At 60.7% G+C, this 21215-nt stretch carries 17 protein-coding genes and 1 tRNA gene; 11 read left to right on the forward strand and 7 right to left on the reverse strand.

Annotation, left to right across the window (positions count from 1 at the left end):
- Positions 1-22: 22 nt before the first annotated feature.
- Both ACIROY_RS16865 and ACIROY_RS16870 read right to left on the reverse strand, forming a co-directional pair.
- Positions 23-98, reverse strand: a tRNA-Lys gene (locus ACIROY_RS16865).
- Positions 99-249: 151 nt separating this feature from the next.
- Positions 250-1086 carry a spermidine synthase gene (locus ACIROY_RS16870; protein WP_402342571.1) on the reverse strand — a complete coding sequence of 279 codons (837 nt, stop codon included), beginning with the start codon at positions 1084-1086 and terminating at the stop codon, positions 250-252.
- A gap of 92 nt (positions 1087-1178) precedes the next feature.
- Here ACIROY_RS16870 and ACIROY_RS16875 point away from each other — a divergent pair, with 92 nt between their 5' ends.
- Positions 1179-1367 carry a hypothetical protein gene (locus tag ACIROY_RS16875; protein WP_402276723.1) on the forward strand — a complete coding sequence of 63 codons (189 nt, stop codon included), beginning with the start codon at positions 1179-1181 and terminating at the stop codon, positions 1365-1367.
- 91 nt (positions 1368-1458) lie between these two features.
- Positions 1459-2154 (forward strand): mobilization protein, encoded by a 696-nt coding sequence (locus tag ACIROY_RS16880; RefSeq protein ID WP_402342574.1) that lies wholly within the window; start codon positions 1459-1461, stop codon positions 2152-2154.
- 56 nt (positions 2155-2210) lie between these two features.
- Here the strand turns inward: ACIROY_RS16880 and ACIROY_RS16885 are convergent, their stop codons facing one another.
- On the reverse strand, positions 2211-2696 hold the full coding sequence (locus tag ACIROY_RS16885) for a DNA-deoxyinosine glycosylase (protein WP_402276728.1): 486 nt from the start codon (positions 2694-2696) through the stop codon (positions 2211-2213).
- Positions 2697-2854: 158 nt separating this feature from the next.
- Here ACIROY_RS16885 and ACIROY_RS16890 point away from each other — a divergent pair, with 158 nt between their 5' ends.
- The 3 genes from ACIROY_RS16890 (at position 2855) to ACIROY_RS16900 (ending at position 4695) form a co-directional block, all read left to right on the forward strand.
- On the forward strand, positions 2855-3604 hold the full coding sequence (locus ACIROY_RS16890) for an SDR family oxidoreductase (RefSeq protein ID WP_402276730.1): 750 nt from the start codon (positions 2855-2857) through the stop codon (positions 3602-3604).
- A 28-nt stretch (positions 3605-3632) separates the two neighbouring features.
- Positions 3633-4076 (forward strand): DUF962 domain-containing protein, encoded by a 444-nt coding sequence (locus ACIROY_RS16895; protein ID WP_402276733.1) that lies wholly within the window; start codon positions 3633-3635, stop codon positions 4074-4076.
- A gap of 166 nt (positions 4077-4242) precedes the next feature.
- Positions 4243-4695, forward strand: a complete 453-nt coding sequence (locus tag ACIROY_RS16900) for a hypothetical protein (protein ID WP_265215479.1) — start codon at positions 4243-4245, stop codon at positions 4693-4695.
- Positions 4696-4790: 95 nt separating this feature from the next.
- On the opposite strand, the gene ACIROY_RS16905 is transcribed toward ACIROY_RS16900, so the two are convergent.
- The 4 genes from ACIROY_RS16905 to htpG form a co-directional block, all read right to left on the reverse strand.
- The gene (locus ACIROY_RS16905; RefSeq protein WP_402342577.1) at positions 4791-5405 is read right to left on the reverse strand and encodes a GNAT family N-acetyltransferase; all 615 of its coding nucleotides are present in this window, start codon (positions 5403-5405) and stop codon (positions 4791-4793) included.
- On the reverse strand, positions 5395-5901 hold the full coding sequence (locus ACIROY_RS16910) for an FUSC family protein (RefSeq protein ID WP_402276739.1): 507 nt from the start codon (positions 5899-5901) through the stop codon (positions 5395-5397). The genes ACIROY_RS16905 and ACIROY_RS16910 overlap by 11 nt, the downstream gene beginning before the upstream one ends.
- Before the next feature lie 82 nt (positions 5902-5983).
- Positions 5984-6370 (reverse strand): DUF1090 domain-containing protein, encoded by a 387-nt coding sequence (locus ACIROY_RS16915; RefSeq protein WP_402276742.1) that lies wholly within the window; start codon positions 6368-6370, stop codon positions 5984-5986.
- Positions 6371-6532: 162 nt separating this feature from the next.
- The gene (gene htpG / locus ACIROY_RS16920; RefSeq protein ID WP_402276745.1) at positions 6533-8446 is read right to left on the reverse strand and encodes a molecular chaperone HtpG; all 1914 of its coding nucleotides are present in this window, start codon (positions 8444-8446) and stop codon (positions 6533-6535) included.
- 642 nt (positions 8447-9088) lie between these two features.
- Here htpG and ACIROY_RS16925 point away from each other — a divergent pair.
- The 6 genes from ACIROY_RS16925 to ACIROY_RS16950 all read left to right on the forward strand — a co-directional run.
- Entirely contained in the window at positions 9089-10627 is a 1539-nt protein-coding gene (locus tag ACIROY_RS16925) for a TolC family protein (RefSeq protein ID WP_402276748.1), read from the forward strand.
- A 17-nt stretch (positions 10628-10644) separates the two neighbouring features.
- On the forward strand, positions 10645-11427 hold the full coding sequence (locus tag ACIROY_RS16930; RefSeq protein ID WP_402276751.1) for a cell envelope biogenesis protein OmpA: 783 nt from the start codon (positions 10645-10647) through the stop codon (positions 11425-11427).
- A 74-nt stretch (positions 11428-11501) separates the two neighbouring features.
- The gene (locus tag ACIROY_RS16935; RefSeq protein ID WP_402277001.1) at positions 11502-12803 is read left to right on the forward strand and encodes an HlyD family type I secretion periplasmic adaptor subunit; all 1302 of its coding nucleotides are present in this window, start codon (positions 11502-11504) and stop codon (positions 12801-12803) included.
- Between the two features lie 64 nt (positions 12804-12867).
- Positions 12868-14541, forward strand: coding sequence for a biopolymer transporter ExbB (locus ACIROY_RS16940; RefSeq protein ID WP_402276754.1), 1674 nt, complete (start codon positions 12868-12870; stop codon positions 14539-14541).
- A 41-nt stretch (positions 14542-14582) separates the two neighbouring features.
- A complete protein-coding gene (locus ACIROY_RS16945) occupies positions 14583-16301 on the forward strand; it encodes a peptidase domain-containing ABC transporter (RefSeq protein ID WP_402342580.1) in 1719 nt (572 codons plus the stop codon).
- A gap of 84 nt (positions 16302-16385) precedes the next feature.
- A partial coding sequence (locus ACIROY_RS16950; RefSeq protein ID WP_402342583.1) for a beta strand repeat-containing protein occupies positions 16386-21215 on the forward strand: 4830 nt, incomplete at its 3' end.

A 21215-nucleotide genomic window follows, 5' to 3' on the forward strand; every position in this document is an offset into this window, starting at 1 on the left:
CGATTCAAGTCCTTGTATTCTTTGGTGGGGCGTGAGTGACTCGAACACTCGACCTACGGATTAAGAGTCCGCTGCTCTACCAACTGAGCTAACGCCCCCCGATGAAGAGGCGTGATTATAACCCGATTATTTTCAAACTTGGAAGCCCCTTTTTGAAAAAATCTAAAAAATATCCATCTCCCTCTGAAAACCCGCCCCGGCGCAGCAATCCGGCCGCACATGCATGGGTTCTGCAGCGCGGGCCGGCGTTCAGAAATTGCTCTTGATCCCGTTCACCCACGATTTCGCCGGCAGCTTGGTGGCGGCCTTGATTTCTTCCGCGCGCTCGTACAGCGACGGGAAATCGAACTCCACCGCGTTCCTGAAGGCGATCGCGACGACGTTGCCGTCATGGACTTCGGGCAGTGAGATGACCTGGTCGAAGGCGTAGCGCATGGCCTTGAGGTTCTTGGCGTAGCTGGGATGGTCGCCGAACAGGTTGACCGTCATGACGCCGTTTTCGCTGAGGCTGTCGCGGCAGGCTTTGTAAAACTCCGGCGTGTCGAGCATCGGGCCGCGCGCGGTGGCGTCGTACAGGTCGACTTGCAGCGCGTCAATGGTGGCGTGGCGCTGCTCGTCGTGGATGAAGTCATTGGCGTCCATTTCCAGCAGCGACAGGCGGGCGTCTTCGGGCGGCAGCTTGAACATGCTGTGGCAGATCGCGATCACCGATGGGTTCAGTTCGACCGCCGTGACGTTCGCCTTTGGAAACTGGCGGTAGCTGAACTTGGTCAGCGCCGCCGTGCCCAGGCCCAGTTGCACGATGTGTTGCGGCGCCTGGTTGAACAGCATCCAGCTCATCATCTGTTGCGCGTATTCGAGCTCGATCCAGTCGGGCTTGCGGATGCGCATGGCGCCTTGCACCCATTCGGTGCCGAAGTGCAGGTAGCGCACGCCGTCCTGCTCCGACAGCGTGACCGGCGCAAAACGCGGCTTGCGCGGCGCGGCGACTTTCGGCTTGGATTTGGCCCTGTCTTTATCCTTGTCCGGACCGGGACCGGCTTTGGTGTTGGCTTGCGCCTCGATGGATTTGCGTTTGATCAGCATGACGTTGCCCGAATTCGAATTGCCGAATGATACCTTGCCGGGAGGCTTGCCATGCACAACGGACCGGTTCGCAGGCCGGAAAATCCTTTTTGATGCCTGCGCTTGACGCCCGGCGCGCAGGTTCAGCTACACTTGCGTCCATGCTCAAGAAAATACTCTTCATCCTCCGGCTCGCCATTGTCTTTGGGGGCATCGTGCTGTTCGGCCGGGCGGTGCAATATCTGATTCTGAACGGCGGCTTCAACGGCTCGTTCTACGATATCCTTTTCTTCCGGTCATAGTCCTGATTTGGTTCGTTGCTGGCACGCTCATTGCCTGCTGTTGACGTTCTCGTCTCTGCTCAACATTTACTCGTTTAAAGGATCCACAGCAATGAGTCACATTCACTTCATCGGTGGTGAAAAAGGCGGCGTCGGAAAATCGCTGGTTTCCCGGGTGCTGGCGCAATACTTCATCGACTGGAATATTCCTTTCCGCGGTTTCGACACCGACAAGTCGCACGGAGCGCTGCTGCGTTTCTACGGCGATTTTTCTGCGCCGATCGCGCTGGATCAGCATGACAGCCTCGATCCTCTGATCGAGTGTGCGCTGGAGGATCCGCAGGGCCGCATCCTGGTCGATCTCGCCGCCCAGACGCAGCAGTCGCTGGCGGCATGGATCGAAGACTCCGGCGTGCTCGACTTCGCAGCCGAGCACAACATGACGCTGACCTGGTGGCATGTCATGGACACCGGACGCGATTCGGTTGACTTGCTGCGCAAGTGGCTCGATCAGTTCGGCGGGCGACTCAAGTTGGTGCTGGTGCTCAACGAAGTCCGCGGCGATCGCTTCGACATCCTGAATGCTTCGGGCGAGCGTGAGCGCGCAGAGCAATTGGGCGCGAGCGTGATCCACCTGCGCCGCCTGCCGGACACCACCATGCAAAAGATCGATCAGCAAAGCGCCAGTTTCTGGGCTGCGCTCAATCACCCTGACCGCGCCACTGCCGGGCTGGGCATGCTGGAACGGCAGCGCGTGAAGGTGTGGCTCAATCGCGCCTATGGCGACATTAGCAAGCTCGCACTGTAAGCTGGCATGCGACCGCAGGAGACGACGCGCAGATGTCGTCTCCACCGATCATCCGTCTACGTCCTCAAGCTAAGCCACTGCTCCAGCTTCTTCGCATATGCCATCGTATGCGCCGGGCTGCTCGACGGCAGCGGTACGATGCGGTAGTTCGCCGCACGCGCTCCCAATACTTTCAATCCGAGTTTCGCGGCGGTGCCGCCGTTGAAACCTATCGTCGTCAAATACGGCAACCGGTCAAGCAGGCCCGTCAGGTCGTTGCCGGCATGATCGGCAATGTTGCTGTCAAGGCTACCTTCGCGGCGCGCTTCGGCGATCACATCCCATAATCCAACGCCATGGGTGAGCAAGGTCAGCAGGCGCCGGTCGTATTCCATCGCGCGTAAATCTGCACTGATCACTTCCGACATCAACTCCCAGAATTTATTTTGCGGATGCGCATAGTACTGGCTCTGCGCCAGCGAGGCGTCGCCCGGCAGGCTGCCGAGAACCAGCACGCGGGTATGGGCGTCGGTGACGTGGGGGAAACTGCGTTTGCGCGTCATGAATTCGTGGTGGAGAACCGATGGCAAGTTGAAATCGAGTTGAAATCTTTTCAGGCCCGGCCCTCGAGACGGAGCCGGGGGAATAAGGCTACACTATTTGGCGAAGGTTTTACTCTCGCCATCAAGGCGCCTCACGACCACATACAAGGATAAAACACATGGGACAACCAGTCATTATCGTCACCGGCGGCAGCCGCGGCATCGGTGCTGCAGTTGCACAATCGGCCGCCGCGCGCGGCTACGCAGTCGCCATCAGTTACGTATCGAATAGCGCTGCGGCCGACGCCGTGGTGGACGGCATCGTCAAGGCCGGCGGCCGCGCCATTGCGGTGAAGTCGGACGTGGCGGTGGAGGCCGACATCCTCCATCTGTTCCAGACCGTCGACAAGGAACTCGGCACGCTGACCGCGCTGGTCAACAACGCCGGCATCCTGGAACACCAGTCCCGCTTCGATGAACTGAGCGCCGATCGCATCAACCGTGTGCTGCTGACCAACGTCACCGGCAGCCTGCTGTGCGCGCGCGAAGCGGTGCGCCGCATGTCGACCAAACATGGCGGCAAGGGCGGCGCCATCGTCAACCTGTCGTCGATGGCAGCCAAGCTCGGCGGTCCCGGCGAATACGTCGACTACGCCGCGTCCAAAGGCGCGATCGACGCCTTCACCATCGGCCTGGCCAAGGAAGTCGCGGCCGAAGGCATCCGCGTCAACGCCATCCGTCCGGGCCTGATCTACACCGACATCCACGCCAGCGGCGGCGAAGCGGGGCGCGTCGACCGTCTCAAGGACGCCGTGCCGATGAAACGCGGCGGCAGCGCTGAAGAAGTCGCCAATGCGGTCATGTGGCTGTTGTCGGAAGAAGCATCGTATGCGACCGGCACCTTCATTGACGTCTCGGGCGGCCGCTGATTTTTCTTCGTTCCGTCTGGAGGCAGACATGGACACTACGACCCATCGCCGCATCGACGTGCTGCTCACGCGTTACGCCGAAAGCCATCAGCATCGCACCAACGAGCTGATCCATTGCCTGTGCGTGCCGGCCATCGTGCTGGCGTTGCTCGGCCTGTGCTGGGCGCTGTCGCCGTTGCTGGCGATCGCTCTGGTGCTGGCGTCGCTGGCGTACTACTCCACCTTATCGCCGCCGTTCGCGCTGGGCATGCTGCTCATGGCCGGCGCGATGCTGCTGGTGCTGGCGGGCTTGCCGCCGCACGCGGTGTTGCCGGCATCGGCGGCGATCTTCGTGATTGCGTGGATAGGGCAGTTCATCGGGCACAAGATCGAAGGCAAGAAGCCGTCGTTTTTCGAAGACGTGCGCTTCTTGCTGATCGGTCCCTTGTTCGTGCTCAGCTTGCTTTATCGACGCTTCAGGATCCGATATTGAGAACCGCTGAAGAAATGAACGAAAGCGCGGAAAGCCGGTCAAGAAGCGGTCTGTATTAGAATGTAAAGAGTTGTTTGCCGTGCCTGAAATGTTCAGAATGGGGCATGCAGCACGAACGCCGCCCGCTGTTCCCAATGACCGGGCAAATTTTCCGTTGGAGTCTTGTATGAAGAAATTGCTTTTAATCGCCGCCATCAGCACGCTCGCCGCAGGCTGCGCCGTTACCCCGAATTCCGCCAGCGTGTACAACACGCGCCAGGCGCAAGGTGAACAGACGGTGCGTATGGGCGTGGTCGAGTCCGTCCGCAACGTCACCATCGACAAGGGCGCCACCGGCGTCGGTACCGTCGCCGGCGGTGCATTGGGCGGTATCGCAGCCGGTTCCGCCATCGGCGGCGGCAACGGCGCGCTGGCGGCAGGCATTGTCGGCGCCCTGATCGGCGGCGTCGCCGGCAACCGTGCGGAAGCCAGCCTGGCCAACAAGCCGGGCCTGGAAATCACCGTACGTCTGGACAACGGCGAACTGCGCGCGATCACCCAGGATGCGGATGAGCTGTTCCGCGTCGGCGAGCGTGTGCGTCTGTTGTCGTCGGGCCGTACGACGCGCGTAACGCACTAAATACTTACCAAGTACGTACTTGATACGTACCAAGCAGGATTATTAGCAACACGAACCGTTGTGTTCAGGCCATCAAGCCTGACCCAGCGGTTTTTTCATGGGCCTCGTGGACCTGAGGTACGAACAGGGAGCGGTTGTTCAAAGCCGTCGTAGGCCGCCTGCAGCAGCCACTGTTCGCGCCGCAGCCGGTACAGCACATGTACGCAGAGCGGATGGCCGGTAGGCAGGCGCGGGTGTTCAAAATTCTCTTCCGCGCGCGTGTACATGCCGAGGCGCCGCATGACCGCCTGCGAGCGTTTGTTGCCGGCGGTGGTGAAGGACACGATCTCTTTCATGCCAAGCACATTGAAGGCGTGGCGCAGCACCGTCTGCGCGGCCTCGGTGGCGTAGCCTTTACCCCATGCGGCAGGGACCAGGCGCCAGCCGATTTCCACCGCGGGCGTAAAGTGCGCCTCGAACGCCACGCGCAGCAAGCCGACGAAGCCGGCGAATTCCAGCTCACCGGGGATTTCCAGCACCCACAAGCCGAAGCCGTGTTCATTGAAGTGTTCATCGATGCGCCTGACCAGCAGGGCATTGTCGGCCGGACTCAGAACGGATGGGAAATAGCGCATCACCTCCGGGTCGGCGGTCATCGCCGCACAGGCTGCGGCGTCGCCTGCGCGCCAGGGGCGCAACAGGATGCGCGAGTGGCGCAGTTCAGTCACCATGGCGCAGGCGATTGACGAAGCCGATATAGATCACCGTCTGCAGCAGGGCGACGGTGCTGCCCGCGATCACTTCGGATACGCGCAGCAGCGCGAGGTGAAGCTCTTCATGGAGACCGCCACCGGCAAATGCCGCCGACATCAGGATCACCACCGTGGCCGGTCCCAGCCGCCAGTTGCTCGGATAGTTCTGCCACAGCATGGCCACCAGTACCGCCGTGGTCAGGGCAATCAGCATCGATATGAACGTGGCGCCGAAGATCACCAGGCACAGGCAGGCGATGATGGCGCCCGAAATGGTGTTGATCAGGCGCGCACGGAAATTCGCCTTGGCGACGATCATATCCGGCTCGGTCACGATGATCAGCGAAATCATTGCCCAGTACGGTTCGGGCAAGCCGCAGGCACGCAATCCGTACCACAGGATCAGCGAGCCGGAGAGGATCTTGATGAGGTAGACCAGCGCGTTCTTGCGCGGATTGATGAAGTTGAATTCCATGTTCTTCGGGGTGCGGCATTGGCATCGGCAGCGGCAGCGTTATCGAGGTTGTCGAAGCTGCCGGTGCCGTTTGCAGGGACGGTTACTTCGCCAGCTCTTCTTTGGCCTTCGCCAATTCGGCTTCGGCGTCCTTCAGTTTCTTTTCCTGCTGGGCGATCTTCTTCTCTTTGCCCTTGGCTTGCGCCTTGTCGAGGTCGGCCTTGCGCGCCGCGACCTTGTCTTCCTTCTTCTTCACGTCGGCTTCGCGTTCACGGCGCAGGCCTTCATCGGTGCAATTGCGTTCCAGGTTCTTCTGCGCAATCTTGAGCTTGGCTTCCTGCGCCTTGTTGCCGTGTGCGTGCGCTTGTTCAAGCTGGCTTTGCACGTCCTGTTTCTTTGCCGCGCAACCGGTCAGCGCATCGGCGGCATGCGCCGAACCGAGGCTCAATCCAGCGATGAGAACCAGCGAGGTCAGGGGGCGTTTTTTCATGAATGGCTCCTTGCCATGAGGGAATGTCGCCTTACTGTATAGGATCATGGCCCGCCGTGGCAACCGGAAATCGCCGCCCTTGAACGGTAGCCGTAAACGACAGCGGCGACCTGAAGGCCGCCGCATTGCTTAGTGCTTTTTCATTGCCTTATCGGCAAGAACTTACTTCGACGCCATGCCCAGCAACATGTCGTTGAGGCGTTTGACGAAACCGGACGGATCCGTCAACGCGCCGCCTTCCGCCAGCAAGGCCTGGTCGAACAGGATGTGCGACCAGTCGTCGAACTTGGCGTCTTCATACTTTAGGCGCTGCACCAGCGGATGCTCCGGATTGATTTCCAGGATCGGCTTGGCTTCCGGCGCGTCCTGGCCGGCGGCCTTGAGCATGCGCAGCAAGTTGCCCGACAATTCGTTCTCGTCAGCCACCAGGCATGCCGGTGAATCGGTCAGGCGGAACGTCACGCGCACGTCCTTGGCCTTGTCGCCCAGCGAGGTCTTCATCTTTTCGACGAGGTCCTTGAACTGGGTTTCGGTTTCTTCGTGCTGCTTCTTCTCGGCTTCGTTTTCCAGCGAGCCGAGATCGAGGCCGCCCTTGGCCACCGAGGCCAGTTCCTTGCCGTCGAAATCCTGCAGGAACGACAGCATCCATTCGTCGACGCGATCGGTCAGCAACAGGACTTCCACGCCTTTTTTGCGGAAGATTTCCAGATGCGGGCTGTTCTTCGCCGCGTGGAAGTTTTCACCAGTGACGTAATAAATCTTGTCCTGGCCTTCCTTCATGCGGCCGATGTAATCGGCGAACGAGGTGGTCTGAGCGTCGGAGTCGTTATGCGTCGATGCGAAGCGCAGCAGCTTGGCGATGCGCTCCTTGTTGGCGGCGTCTTCGCCGATGCCTTCTTTCAGCACCTGGCCGAACTCGGTCCAGAAGCCGGCGTACTTGTCCTTCTGTTCCTGCTCATCGCTGTTGGCCAGTTCTTCCAGCAGGCTCAGCACGCGCTTGGTCGAGCCTTCGCGGATGGCCTTGACGTCGCGCGACTCTTGCAGGATTTCACGCGACACGTTCAGCGGCAGGTCGGCCGAATCGATCACGCCCTTGACGAAGCGCAGATACACCGGCATCAGTTGCTCGGCATCGTCCATGATAAACACGCGCTTGACGTACAGCTTGATGCCGCCGCGCTTGTTGCGATCCCACATGTCGAACGGCGCACGGGTCGGGATGTACAGCAGTTGTGTGTACTCGCTGCGACCTTCGACGCGGTTGTGCGTGTACGCCAGCGGCGCGCCGAAGTCGTGCGAAATGTGCTTGTAGAACTCTTCGTATTGTTCCGGCGTGATGTCGGACTTGCTGCGCGTCCACAGGGCGCTGGCCTGGTTGACGGTCTCGAGCTCGTCCTTCGCGACGGTTTCCTTCTTCTCTTCGTCCCATTCTTCCTTCTGCATCAGGATCGGCAGGGAGATGTGGTCGGAGTATTTGCGAATGATGTTCTTCAGCTGCCACGACGACAGGAACTCGTCCTCGCCTTCGCGCAGGTGCAGGATGACGTCGCTGCCGCGACCGGGCTTGTCGATGGCTTCGATCGAGAACTCGCCGGCGCCTTCGGATTCCCAGCGTACGCCTTCATTGGCCGGCGTGCCGGCGCGGCGGGTTTCGACGGTGATGCGGTCGGCGATGATGAAGCCGGAGTAGAAGCCGACGCCGAACTGGCCGATCAGCGCCGCATCCTTTTGCTGGTCGCCCGACAATTTCGAGAAGAATTCCTTGGTGCCGGACTTGGCGATCGTGCCCAGGTGGGAGATCGCTTCCTCGCGGTTCATGCCGATGCCGTTGTCGGAGATGGTGATCGTGCGGGCCGCCTTGTCAAAGCTCACTTTGATTTTCAGTTCCGGATCGTTCTCGAACAGTGCGCTGTTGTTGATCGCTTCGAAGCGCAGCTTGTCGGACGCGTCGGAGGCGTTGGAGATCAGTTCGCGCAAGAAGATTTCCTTGTTTGAGTACAAGGAATGGATCATCAACTGCAACAGTTGTTTGACTTCGGCCTGGAAGCCCAGGGTTTGCTTCTCGGGTGCTGCCATGTGTACTTACCTCATGATTGAAAAGGAGTGGCGGGGAGTGGCGGATTGCATCTCAGGGAAAGCCTGAATGTAACGACCGCGTATTTTAAGGAGAATGCGGATGCTTGGGCGAATTTCAATGCTTTTCAGGAAAATTTCCCGCGGGAAATGGCGATGGCACGCCAATTGCTGACAATGTCATACGCACACAATAATTTGTCAGGACAATGCCGGCTGGGCTGTGACATCATCAAATTGGTGCACGCATTTGTCGACAATCAAGGAAATTGAAGTGAAAATTACGGTAACTCGTTGATTAAATATGTGTTTTTATAATGCGAGCAGATTCTTGGTGTTGTCTAACGTATAATGCGGCAGCAACAATAAAGGTCCCACCAACAATCACAATAAAAAGATATGGCATTTTCCGGGGACGATTGAAGTCGGTCAGGTTGCAGGCTCGTTGAATTTCATTCGTATGATGGGAGGGTGATCAGTCTCCGGATTGATCAGTTGTATCTAATAATGACATATAGAAACAAGACGTTAGTCGTTGGTGCGCTGTTCTTATCGATCGTTTCGGACGTACTTGCAGCATCGGACTCCATTACATTGCCTGCGCTTTCCAGTGGAAAATTTCTCTCCGGAAATTTAAACTCCGGAATGCCCCTGCTCGCGCAGGCAAAACCCGGTCCCACCGCTCTGGACATGCCGCCTCAAATGCGAGTAAATCCTGCGCGTGATGAGGATGCAACGCCGCAGCCCCCTGCTGGTGCGGCGGCGACCAATGCAGCCGTCAAAGCCGAGGCTGTCGCTGCATCCAGCGATGAAATCCTGGCCTTGTTGCGCCAGTCCGATTCCAGCTTCACCGGCAGCGCGATCGATCTGCCCAATGTGACCTCGGAAACCGTCGGCGATGAACAGGTGCCTTTCCTGACGCTGGATCAGGTCATCGACCTCGCGCTCAACAACAGCTACAGCTACGCCGCCACCTCGGCCCAGGCCGATCAGGCCGACTATGCCGCCAAGGCGTCGCTGGGGCAACTGGGGCCGACGCTGGATGTGCGTACCCAAAAAGGGCGCGAGTATTCTTCGCCGGCCTCGTTCCGTGATGGCAACGGCGACATCGTCCAGGCCGACCAGCACAAGCGCTGGGACGCCACATTGATCGGCCGTCAGCCGATTTTCGCGCCCGGTTCCTTCTTTGACTTCCAGAAACAGCGCGCCATGTCGCGCGCCGCCGACCAGCGCCGCGACGACGCGCGCGAGTCGCTGTATTACGCCGCCATCAAAGCCTATTACGACGTCCTGCGCGCTTACTCTTCGCTGTCGTTCGCGCGCAGTTACTCTCAGCGCATGTCGGACTTGCTGGAATACATGCGCAAGCGGGTCGAAGGCGGCGGCGCCAGTAAACTCGATTTTGACCGTGTACGCGGCCGCTCGCTGCAGGCTGAATCCACCGTCGCAGAAAGCGAAGGCACGCTGGAAAGCACCATGGTGACGCTGATTCAACTAATTGGCCGGCGCGTGCAGCAGGTGCAGGTGCCCGAACGCATGATGCCGAAAGTGCCGCCGACATCGCGCCTGGCCTTGCAGGACGTCTATGAAAACAACCCCGGCATCCGCGCCGCGCGCAGCGATACCGAGGCAGTGCGTGAAGAACTGAAGTCGGCGCGTTCCAAATTCTCGCCGTCCTTCGCGGTCGAGTGGACGCAGGCCAAGACCCGCGGCGCCGGCGGCGACCAGACGCTGGTGACCGATCGCCGCCTGATGCTGGTGATGACCATGAACCTGCTCAACGGGGGGTCGGACGTCTACTACCAGAGCCAGATCGGCGCCAAGCTGGTGGAAAAGAGCAATACTGCCTCCGACCTCGAGCGCAAGCTCAAGGAGCAGGTCGAGATCAATTACCGCACACTCGATGCGGTCAGGAAGCGCATGACGATTTCGCGCGACACCTATGTGACCAACGCCAACGTCGCGGATGCCTTCCTCGAACAGCTGTCGGCCGGCAGCAAGCAACTGCTCGACGTGCTCGATGCTTATCAACAGGCTTATCAGACGCGCATGGATTTTGCATTGCTGCTGTTTCAACAAGCCGATATCAGTTACCAGATATTGCGCAACACCGGGCGCTCGTGGACGCCGCCCGACGACAAATCGCGCGACCGGTTGAATGACCAGTCGCGTAACGGCAAATAGGGAAGGCTGGGGACGCAATGGATGCGGGAAGCAAGGAACAGAATTTCTGGCCGGGGTTCGTGGATGCGTTGTCCAACGTCGTCCTGGTCATGATTTTCGTGGTGGTGGTGTTCGTCGTGACGCTCTTCTACTATTCGCAGAAGCTGGCGGAAATGCGCGTCAGCAAAATGGTTTCCAAGGGCCAGGTGCAGGTCCAGAGCGGCTCCACCAAGGTCAAGCCGGATGCGATCGACGCGCCGCAAGGCGCCGACGCCGATACCGCTCGGCTCAAGAGCGAGAGCCGCGACAAGAGCAGCGAAATCGACAAACTCAAGCGCGAGATCGCCGATCTCAAATCGCGCCAGGCCGCGCCGCCGTTGCAGGCCGATGCAGGCAGTCTGCGCAGCGACGCCGCGGCAGCGGGCGGCAACAACAACATCCAGGTCCGCGTCGAGAAGGCCAAGGAAATTGCTCCGGGCACCAACAAGGTCGACGGCGACAGCAAGGCAGTGGTGCTGCATTTCGAAAAAGAAACCACCGAGCTTAACGCCGAAGGCGCCAAGACCCTCGACGCCAGCATCGGCGACTGGGTACGGCGTGTGAAGTCGCAGCAGGGCAAGATCGTCATCACCGGCGTGATCGGCTCGGCCGAGTTCACCGAAGCGCGCCGTCGCGCCTACTACCGCACCGTGGCGGTGCGCAATCACCTGATTGACGCCGGCGTCGACAAGGAGCGGGTGGTCAGCCGCGTTGCCACGTCCGAGAACAGCGCCGAAAGTAATGCGCGCGTGATCATTCAATACCAGGCGGGTCAAAAATGACCAAGCTGCCCAACGACAATTTGCGTTGGGATTTGCGCCTGCGGTTGCAGCTGCAGGCGAGCAGTCGTCGTCTGATGCGTCTCATCGCGCCGCGTCTTGATCGACAACTGGGCGATCATAGTGAACTCGCGCGCCCGCGCCAGTTCATTCTCGTCACCGTCTTCCTGCTGCTGTGCCTGCTGGTGTGGTCGTGGTTCGCCCAGATCGACATGGTGGTGCGCGGCGCCGGTCGCATCGTGGCTTCCGAACATAATCAGATCATCCAGCATCTGGAAGGCGGCATCGTCTCCGCCATCCTGGTACGCGAAGGCGCCGCCGTGAAGAAGGGGCAGACCCTGATTTCGATCGCCGACGTGCGTGCCAACGCCGACCTCGGCGAAGGCAACGTCAAGATCCTCGGCCTGCGCGCACGCATTGCACGCCTCAAGGCCGAAGCCGGTGGCGCATCGTCGGTGGCCATGTCGTCCGACCTGCGCAGCGACGATCCGGCAGTGCAGAGCGAGCTGGCGTCGTTCGCCGCGCGTCAGTCCAAGCTGTCGCAGGAGCTCAGCGTGCTGCGCGAACAATCGGCGCAGCGCCAGGCTGAAGTCGGCGAAGCCGTCAGCCGCCAGAAGAGCCTGGTGTCCGAATTCGATCTGGCGCAGCGCCAGTACAAGCTGGTGCACGGCATGTTCGAGCGCAACGCCGCCTCGCAGCTGGAAGACATCCAGGCGCAGTCCAAGGCGCAGGATGCGCAGAGTCGCCTCTCCGCTACCAATGCCATGATCCCGCGCCTGACCGCCGCCATCGCCGAAGCCCAGGCCAAGATGGGCGAAGCCGCCTCGCGCTTCCGCGCCGACGCGCGCAGCGACCTGACCGTCAGCGAAAACGAACTGGCGCGCTTGCAGGAAGAAATCAAATCGCGCAACGACCGCGTGTCGCGTTCGGAAGTGCGCGCGCCGATGGACGGCATCGTCAATCGCGTCCTCATGAACACCGTCGGCGGCGTGGTCAAACCGGGCGACGCCATCATTGAAATGACGCCGACCGACGACAAGCTGGTGATCGAAGCCAAGGTGGCGCCGACCGATCGCGCCCAGTTGATGACCGGCGCGCCGGCGCGCGTGAAGGTTTCCGCCTATGACTATGGCGTGTATGGCGCGATGAAGGGTGTGGTCACCGAGGTCAGCGCCGACACCGTGCCGGAAGAACGCGGCGAGCGCTTCTACCGCGTCAAGATCGAAGTCACGCGTGACCCCAAACTCGATACCGGCCTGCCGCTGATGCCGGGCATGACTGCTACCGCCGACATGATCGTCGGCCGCCGCACCGTATGGCAATACCTGATGTCGCCGCTGAGCCGTTTCGGCCAGACCGCGCTCCGGGAACCGCGTTAAGTCACGGAGCCGCGATGAATACTGAATTTTTCTTATCTTGTTTTTACTTTCGGAACCTGAACGTATGAAAAACCTGCGCAACTTCTATGCACTCGCCGCGATACCGTCGCTGTTCCTGCTGCTCGGCGGTTTCCTGTTCAGGGACTTCGTCCTGCACGCGATCCGCATCAACCCCTTCCTGAACCTGTTCATCATCGGCGTGGCCGTGTTCGGCGTCGCGCTGATCGTCTACAACATGTGGCGCGTGAACTGGGAATACGACAAGCTTGGTTTGTTCTACTCGCGCGTCAATGGCGGCGAATCGATGGAAGAGCTGGTCAAGGCGCCCGAGTTCCAGGGCAGCGAGATCGCCAAGGTGCTGGTCAGCGTCGCCAACACCAAAGGCCGCCTGACTTCGCGTATCGAACAGGAAACCATCGAGGGATCGCTGTCGGACCTGACCGCCCACCTCGAAGCCAAGACTGAATTCCCGCATTTCCTGACCGGATTCATGATCGCGCTCGGTCTGCTGGGCACCTTCATCGGCCTGCTCGAAACGCTGGTCGGCACTGCGGCGTTGATCGACGGTTTCGGCAAGGCGACCCAGGGCGGCGACATGGATGCGTCGTTCATGCATCTGGTGTCCGATCTGCAAAAACCACTGGCCAGCATGGGTACGGCGTTCTCCGCCTCGATGTTCGGTCTGATCGGTTCGCTGGCATTGGGCCTGACGCTCACGCCATTGCGCGCCGCCAACAAAAAACTCGTTTCGCGTGCGCGCGAGTGCATCAGCGAAATGGTCCAGCACGTCATTCACGACATGACTGGCCCCGGCGCCAACGCCAGCGCCCGTCAGGGTGTGTCGGAGCAATTCCTGGCCGAATTCCTGCAGGATCTGATGGTGCTGCAGCGCGAATCGATCATGGCTGCACGCGCCAGCTCGGAAGCCTCAATGCAGGCCGGCATCAAGCTCGAGGGCATGAACGACCGTCTGCAGAATATCGTCGAGCTGTTCCATGCCAGCATGGATGAATCGAAGAACCTGCGCCAGCTGGTGTCCTTCGGACCGCGCATGCACGAAGTCGGCCAGCAGACATTGGAAGAAATCCGCAACGTCGGCCAGATCATCAACCAGAAGATGACATCTGCGCGCGACCTGACGCAGAGCTTGTCGCTGCTGGAAGAGCGCCTGTCGGTCAACGGCGATATCGCGCTGCGCAGTTTCGACATGTTGCCGAAGGTTGTTTCCACCATGGAGAGCGGCCAGATGTCGCTGCAGTCCGCGTTGACCTCATTGCAGGCGCAGCAGTCGGAAGCCGCCAACATGACCGAAAAAACGGCGCAGCACATCGCGCAGATGCCGACGCTGCTCAACCAGATTTCCATCCGTATTGCCGACGAACTCGGCGCCATCCAGCATCAGGGCGAAATCCACTCGGCCGTGTCCGAGCGTTTGGGCGAACTTGGCAAGGCCATCGGCGAGAACTCCAGCAACATGACGCGCGACGCCCTGTCATCACGCCAGTTGCAGATCGACCTGGCCAAGCACATGGCGATGATGAACGATCGCGTCAAGAACCTCACCGCCATCCCGACCTCGCTGACCTCGATCACGGAAGCGCTGATGCGTCAGAACATCAATACCCAAACCGTCATCGACGAAATGCGCAGCGGCCGCCAGACCATGGTCAAGGACTTGCGCCTCGAAATGCGCGAAGCGATTCGCGAACTGGCGACAATGAACAAGGACGCCGGCTGAGGTCGTTGACCCCAGCCACCGCCTGAAGCGTGAACGGACCCATGAACCAAAGCGATCAGATCTCCGTCGACCAGCCGCAAGCCGATTTGCGATCCCTGCGCAAGGAGCCGGTGTACCTGACGCTGATGCGCGCCTATGGCAGCCGCTTCGTCGAGATCGTCGTGGCCGGTGTGCTGATCAATGTCTTCGGGTTGTTCATGCCGTTGTATTCGCGGCTGGTGTACGACAAGGTGATCGGCAACCACATCACCGAAACGCTGTGGGCGCTGACGCTGGGCATGGCTTTGTTCATCGGGCTGGAACTGGTGCTGCGCATCATCCGCATGTATTACATTGAGCAGTTGGCGGGGCGCTTCGACATCGAGTTCGACAATCGCTCGGTGCGCCGCCTGCTGGAGTCCAAAGTCAATGCACCGGTCGGCGTGGTGCTGGCCAAGTACCGCGACCTCAGTAGCGCACGCGACCTGCTGTCGTCGAACTACATGCTGATGCTGATCGACCTGCCGTTCTTGTTGATGTACGTGGTGGCGGTGGGTCTGCTCGGCGGTCACCTCGTGTGGGTGATCCTGGTCGGCGGTGGCCTGCTGGTGACCTCGCAACTGCTGTGCAAGATTCCGGCGACCGACTACGGCAACGCCGCCATGACCTCCGGCATCGGCAAGATCGACAAGCTGGCCAGCCTGGTGTTCGGCATGGAGACGCTCAAGACTTCACCATTACAGGATCGCCTGGTCAAGGCCTTCTTGTCGGATGCCGCCGACAATGCGGTAAGCCAGGCCAAGAGCCGGTTCTGGATGAACGCCGGCTACGCCTTGTCGACCGTCGGTTACACGCTGATCTCGGTGGGCACGCTGGTGATCGGCGTGTACCTGGTGGAAGACAACGCGCTCACGGTCGGCGCGCTGATCGCCACGTCTCTGCTGATCAGCCGCGCCACTTCGATGCTGTCATCGGTCACCATGGTGCTGGGACGCATGGAAATGTTCAAGCGCGCCCGCGTAGCATTTGAGGAAATGTTCGACGACACCGGGCCGGAGCAGGTGATCGCCGACGTGCTGCGCCAGGACATGCGCGGACTGATTCAGGTGGTCAACCTGACGCTGCATCTCGACAAGAATGAAAAGCCGGCGCTCGACAACGTCTCGCTGGCGATCCAGCCCGGCGAAAAGGTCGGCATCGTCGGTCGATCCGGTTCCGGCAAGACCACGTTGATGCGCGCGCTGGCGGGCTTGCACAAGGTCGACGCAGGCAAAGGCCAGGTGCTGATCGACGGCGTAGCGGTGGCGGCTTATGCGGCGCCGGTGCGCATGCGCTGCATCGGTTACAAGCCGCAGGAACCGTTCCTGTTCGACGGCAGCCTGGCGGCCAACATTTTTGTCGGCGATCGCATCGACAGCAACGAATATGAAGCGGCGCTGGCGGTCTCCGGCGTGGACGACCTGATCGCGCGCGGTGAACTGCGCCTGGACCAGATGCTCAAGGCGCCCGGCAACCTGTCCGGCGGACAGCGCCAGATGGTCGCCTTGGCACGCGTGGTGGCGGGCATGCCGACCGTGATGTTGCTGGACGAACCGACTACCGGCATCGATCTGTCGACCGAAACCAGGATCATCGAAAAACTGATCGCGTATTCAGCGCAACGCACGCTGGTGGTGGCAACGCACAGCACCGCCTTGCTCAGGCGCATGGATCGCATCATCGTGCTCAATGACGGCAAGGTGGTCGCAGACGGCCCGAGCGCGGCGATTTTGCAGCAGTAGAAAATGAACGAAAAAAGGGCAGTGCGGCGAAGCCATCGCGCGCTGCCATGACTAATGTGATTGACTTCCTCAGCGAGGTTTGACATGGCGAAAGCAGCTCCAGCAAAAGTAAATCCGGCAAATTCGGCAAATCCGTCGAATGCAGCCAATGCCGCGCAGGCCATCACCGGCTCCGCGAGCGTGGCCATGCCCGACCAGAACGGCAGCTTCCATCTCAACGTGCCGCGCGGTGCGGTCAAGCACGTACAGGTAGTCGACGTCGACATGGTCCTGCAGCTGGCGGACGGCAGCAAGGTCGTACTGGCCGGCGGCGCCATGGGGGCGATGGACGAGAAGTCGAAGATCGTGTTCGCCGATACTTCACAGGACACCGGGCGCATGCTCGACCTGGTCGGTAAAATCCCGCTGCGCAACAACGACCAGTCGCAGATTCTCAATTCCGATCCGGTGAACAGCCAGGCCGAAGGCAGCGCGCCGGACAACCACTTCAACTCCAACAACAATTCAGCCCAGGTCAATCCCGCCGCCACCAGCCAGTTGGCCAAGATCATCCAGGACAATGCCGGTTCGCTGACCAGCAACGGTCTGCAAAACCTGGTGTTGCCGTCGATCCCGGTGCCGCCCGCGCCGCCGGTCACGACCGGCGCCGATTCGCTGATCAAGCAATTGTCCCCCGAGATATCGGAACGTCCGGGTTCGGTGCTGACGCCGATCGTGGTGGGGCCGCAGACGCCGGCCATGACGCTCAACCTGCTCAACCTGACCACCACGACCCAGGTCGGCAGCGTGCTGTTCGGCAGCGGCGGTTCTCCCGCCTCGGCCACCGACGGTTCCAACTCGGTGCAGTTTGCGACGCAGGTGATCAATGCCGGTAACGATGTGCACACCATTTACGCCACCGGCAGCACCACGCAGAGCGACTTCATCAAGATCTTCAAGGTCAACGTCACCGGCGACGGCACCGTGAAATCGGTGCTGATCACCGGTGTGCCGTCGAACATGACGATTCTCAACGCCACCAATCTGGGCGGCGGCAGTTATCAGATCACGCCGGCCGCCGGTGAAAAGAGTTTCGACCTGCAGGTGCAGTACACCACTACCGCAGCCGATCCGACCCAGCCGACGGCGCCGACGGCGACCATCAATTTCGACGTGTCGGTGCTGACCACCGACGGTCTGACGCACTTGCTCGATTCGCGTGTGGTGGTGATCAAGGACGCCAGCTCCTACACCGACCTGACCTATCTCGATCCGGCCACAGGCAAGAGTGTATGGGTGTTGCCGGCGCAAGGCGTGCCACATGAAATCCATGCCGGCGACGGCGGCGTCACCATCTATGGCAGCAATGCCAACGACTTGCTCTACGGCGGAGCCGGCGCCGACACCATCATCGGCGGCAGCGGCAATACCTACTTCGAAGGCGGCGCCGGCGCCGACGTGCTGACCGGCGGTACGCAGGGCATCAACACGGCGGGCTACAAGAATTCCGCTGCGGGCGTGACGATTGATCTCGTCACCGGCCTGGGCACCGGCGGGGATGCCCAGGGCGACGTGCTGAGCAACATCCAGAATCTGATCGGCAGCGCCTACAACGATACCTTCGTCGCCAACGACAAGGTCAATCGTCTTGACGGCGGCAGCGGCGGCGTCGATACGGTGTCCTATGCCAATTCGACTGCGGGTGTGACGGTCAACCTGATCACCGGCCTCGGCAGCAACGGCTACGCCGAAGGCGACACTTACGTCCATATCCAGAACGCGATCGGCAGCGCCTACAACGACATGTTCATCGCCAATACGCTGGCCAATCGTTTTGACGGCGGCAGCGGTGGTTCGGACACGGTTACCTACGCCAGTTCGGCGGCCGGCGTGACGGTCAACCTGAGCACCGGCGCCGGCAGCGGTGGTTCGGCGCAGGGCGACACCTACGTCCACATTCAGAATGTCATCGGCAGCGCCTTCAACGACACCTTCGTCGGCAACAGCGATGCCAATAGTTTCGACGGCGGCAGCGGCGGCCAGGATACGGTCAGCTACGCCAATTCGGCGGTGGGCGTGTCAGTCAACTTCGTCAGCGGACGCGGCGTCGGCGGCGATGCCGAGGGCGACACCTACAGCCACATCCAAAACGTGATCGGCAGCGCCTTCAACGACGTCTTCGTCGCCGGCATCGACAGTCGCGTCTTCAATGGCGGCAGCGGCGGTTCGGATACCGTCAACTACGGCGCATCGACCGGCGGCATCATCGCCAACATGGTCACGATGACCGGCAGCGGTGGTTACGCGGACAACAACACCTACGTCAATATCCAGAACATCGTCGGCAGTTCGTCGGGCGACATCTTCATTTCGGGCGCGGGCGCCAACCATTTCGATGGCGGCTCGGGCGGCTCGGACACGGTCAGCTATGCGTCGTCGGATGCCGGCGTCACCGTCAGTCTGTTCGACGGCAGCGCCAGCGGCGGCTATGCCCAGGGCGACACGCTGCTGCATATTCAAAATGTCATCGGCAGCAATTTCAACGATCTGTTCATCGCCAGCGCCGACAACAACCGCTTCGATGGCGGCGGCGGCGTCAATACCGTGAGCTACGAAAAGTCGGTGGGCGGTGTAACGGTCGACCTGACCAACACCATCGGCACCGGCACCGGCAGCACCTACGCCAACGGCGACTCGTACATCAACATCCAGAACCTGATCGGTAGCACTTACGACGACATCTTCATCGCTAGCGCTGACGCCAACACGCTGGATGGCGGTCTTCAATCCGCTCACAACCGCGTCAGCTATGAGAATTCCAATGCCGCCGTGACGGTGGACCTGAACTACACCGATGGCACAGGCACTTCCGGCGGCTACGCGGCTGGTGACAAGCTGATCAACATTCAGGACCTGACCGGCAGCTCCGGCAACGACACCTTCGTTGCCAGCAATGTGGCCAACAATTTCGATGGCGGCGCCGGTTCCAATACGGTCAGCTACGCCGCTTCCAATGTGGGCGTGACGATTGACCTGGTGCTGGGCGGAGGTAATGGCGGCTACGCTACCGGAGATGCCTATACCCGGATCCAGAACATCATCGGCAGCGCCGGCGACGACATGTTCATCGCCAACGGCGACGCCAACAGGTTCGACGGCGGCGGCGGCACCAATACGGTCAGTTATGCCAAGGCGAGCGACAGCATCGGCGTGGTGGTCGACCTCGTGAACAACGCCGGCAGCAACGGTTTCGCCGCCGGAGACACCTATGCAAACATTCAGAACGTCATCGGCTCGACCAATGACGACACCTTCATCGCTTCGTCGGTGGCCAATGTGTTCGACGGCTTGCAGGGTTCGGATACGGTCAGCTATGTGTATTCCACGGCAGGCGTCACCGTCAACCTGGTCACCGGGATCGGCGCCAACGGCTATGCCATCGGCGACACCTACGCCAATATCGAGAACGTGGTCGGTTCCTCGTCCGACGATTTGTTCGTCGCCAGCGCCGACGCCAATACCCTTGACGGCGGCGTCAGCTCGGCGACGTCGCATAACCGCGTCAGCTACGCCTCGTCCATCGCCGGCGTTACGGTCGATCTGAGCCGCACGGACGGCGTTGGTACGTCGGGCGGCTTTGCCGCCGGCGACAAGCTGAGCAATATCCAGGACTTGACCGGCAGTTCGTTCGACGACACGTTCGTGGCGAACGCGGCGGCCAACAATTTCGACGGCGGCATCAGTACTTCCGCCTCCCATAATCGCGTCAGCTACGTCAATTCGACCGTGGCGGAAACCGTCAACCTGTTCACCGGCAACGGCAGCGGCGGCGCCGGCAGCCTGGCCAATGGCGATACCTACGTCAACATCCAGGACGTGACGGGCGGCTCCGGCGACGACATTTTCGTCGCCAGTCTGGCGGCCAATAAATTCGATGGCGGCGGCGGCACTCACAATCAGGTCGACTACTCAAATTCGACGGCAGCGGTAAACGTCGACCTGTTCAACGGCTCGGGCTCAGGCGGGCTGGCCGATCTCGATACCTATACCAACATCCAGGACGTCATCGGCGGCGCGGCCGACGATACCTTTGTCGCCAGCGCGGCAGCCAATAAATTCGATGGCGGCGGCGGCACCCATAACCGGGTCAATTATTCCAATTCCACGGCGGCCGTGACGGTCGATCTGGTGGCCGGCACGGGCGCGGGCGGACTGGCTGATCTCGACACCTATACCAATATCCAGGACGTCACTGGCGGCGCGGCCGACGACACCTTTGTCGCCAGCGCGGCAGCCAATAAATTCGATGGCGGCGGCGGTACCCACAATCGCGTGAGTTACGCGACTTCGGCAGCGGCGGTGACGGTCAACCTGTTCAACGGTACCGGTACCGGCGGGCTGGCCGACCTCGATACCTACACCAACATCCAGGACGTCACCGGCGGTCTGGCCGACGACATCTTCGTCGCCAGCCTTGCTGCCAACAAATTCGATGGCGGCGGCGGCACCCACAACAAGGTCGACTACTCAAATTCGACGGCAGCGGTGAACGTTGACCTGTTCAACGGCTCAGGCTCAGGCGGGTTGGCCGATCTCGATACCTATACCAACATCCAGGACGTCACCGGCGGCGCGGCCGACGACACCTTTGTCGCCAGCGCGGCAGCCAATAAATTCGACGGCGGCGGCGGCACCCATAACCGGGTCAATTATTCCAATTCGACGGCGGCGGTGACGGTCAACCTGTTCAACGGTACCGGTACGGGCGGGCTGGCCGATCTTGACACCTATACCAATATCCAGGACGTCACCGGTGGTTCGGACAACGATATCTTCGTGGCCAGTCTGGCGGCCAATAAATTCGATGGCGGCGGCGGCACTCACAATCAGGTCGACTACTCAAATTCGACGGCAGCGGTAAACGTCGACCTGTTC

Source organism: Herbaspirillum sp. NPDC101396 (genome assembly GCF_044767365.1).
Lineage (GTDB): Bacteria > Pseudomonadota > Gammaproteobacteria > Burkholderiales > Burkholderiaceae_D > Herbaspirillum.

Coding starts and splice junctions, on each gene's coding strand:
- ACIROY_RS16875 (WP_402276723.1), top strand. CDS start 1,179: ATGCCTGCGCTTGACGCCCGGCGCGCAGGTTCAGCTACACTTGCGTCC.
- ACIROY_RS16905 (WP_402342577.1), bottom strand. CDS start 5,405: ATGGTGACTGAACTGCGCCACTCGCGCATCCTGTTGCGCCCCTGGCGC.
- ACIROY_RS16935 (WP_402277001.1), top strand. CDS start 11,502: ATGCGTCTCATCGCGCCGCGTCTTGATCGACAACTGGGCGATCATAGT.
- ACIROY_RS16900 (WP_265215479.1), top strand. CDS start 4,243: ATGAAGAAATTGCTTTTAATCGCCGCCATCAGCACGCTCGCCGCAGGC.
- ACIROY_RS16870 (WP_402342571.1), bottom strand. CDS start 1,086: ATGCTGATCAAACGCAAATCCATCGAGGCGCAAGCCAACACCAAAGCC.
- ACIROY_RS16925 (WP_402276748.1), top strand. CDS start 9,089: ATGCCCCTGCTCGCGCAGGCAAAACCCGGTCCCACCGCTCTGGACATG.
- ACIROY_RS16880 (WP_402342574.1), top strand. CDS start 1,459: ATGAGTCACATTCACTTCATCGGTGGTGAAAAAGGCGGCGTCGGAAAA.
- ACIROY_RS16895 (WP_402276733.1), top strand. CDS start 3,633: ATGGACACTACGACCCATCGCCGCATCGACGTGCTGCTCACGCGTTAC.
- ACIROY_RS16910 (WP_402276739.1), bottom strand. CDS start 5,901: ATGGAATTCAACTTCATCAATCCGCGCAAGAACGCGCTGGTCTACCTC.
- htpG (WP_402276745.1), bottom strand. CDS start 8,446: ATGGCAGCACCCGAGAAGCAAACCCTGGGCTTCCAGGCCGAAGTCAAA.
- ACIROY_RS16890 (WP_402276730.1), top strand. CDS start 2,855: ATGGGACAACCAGTCATTATCGTCACCGGCGGCAGCCGCGGCATCGGT.
- ACIROY_RS16940 (WP_402276754.1), top strand. CDS start 12,868: ATGAAAAACCTGCGCAACTTCTATGCACTCGCCGCGATACCGTCGCTG.
- ACIROY_RS16915 (WP_402276742.1), bottom strand. CDS start 6,370: ATGAAAAAACGCCCCCTGACCTCGCTGGTTCTCATCGCTGGATTGAGC.
- ACIROY_RS16885 (WP_402276728.1), bottom strand. CDS start 2,696: ATGACGCGCAAACGCAGTTTCCCCCACGTCACCGACGCCCATACCCGC.
- ACIROY_RS16945 (WP_402342580.1), top strand. CDS start 14,583: ATGAACCAAAGCGATCAGATCTCCGTCGACCAGCCGCAAGCCGATTTG.
- ACIROY_RS16930 (WP_402276751.1), top strand. CDS start 10,645: ATGGATGCGGGAAGCAAGGAACAGAATTTCTGGCCGGGGTTCGTGGAT.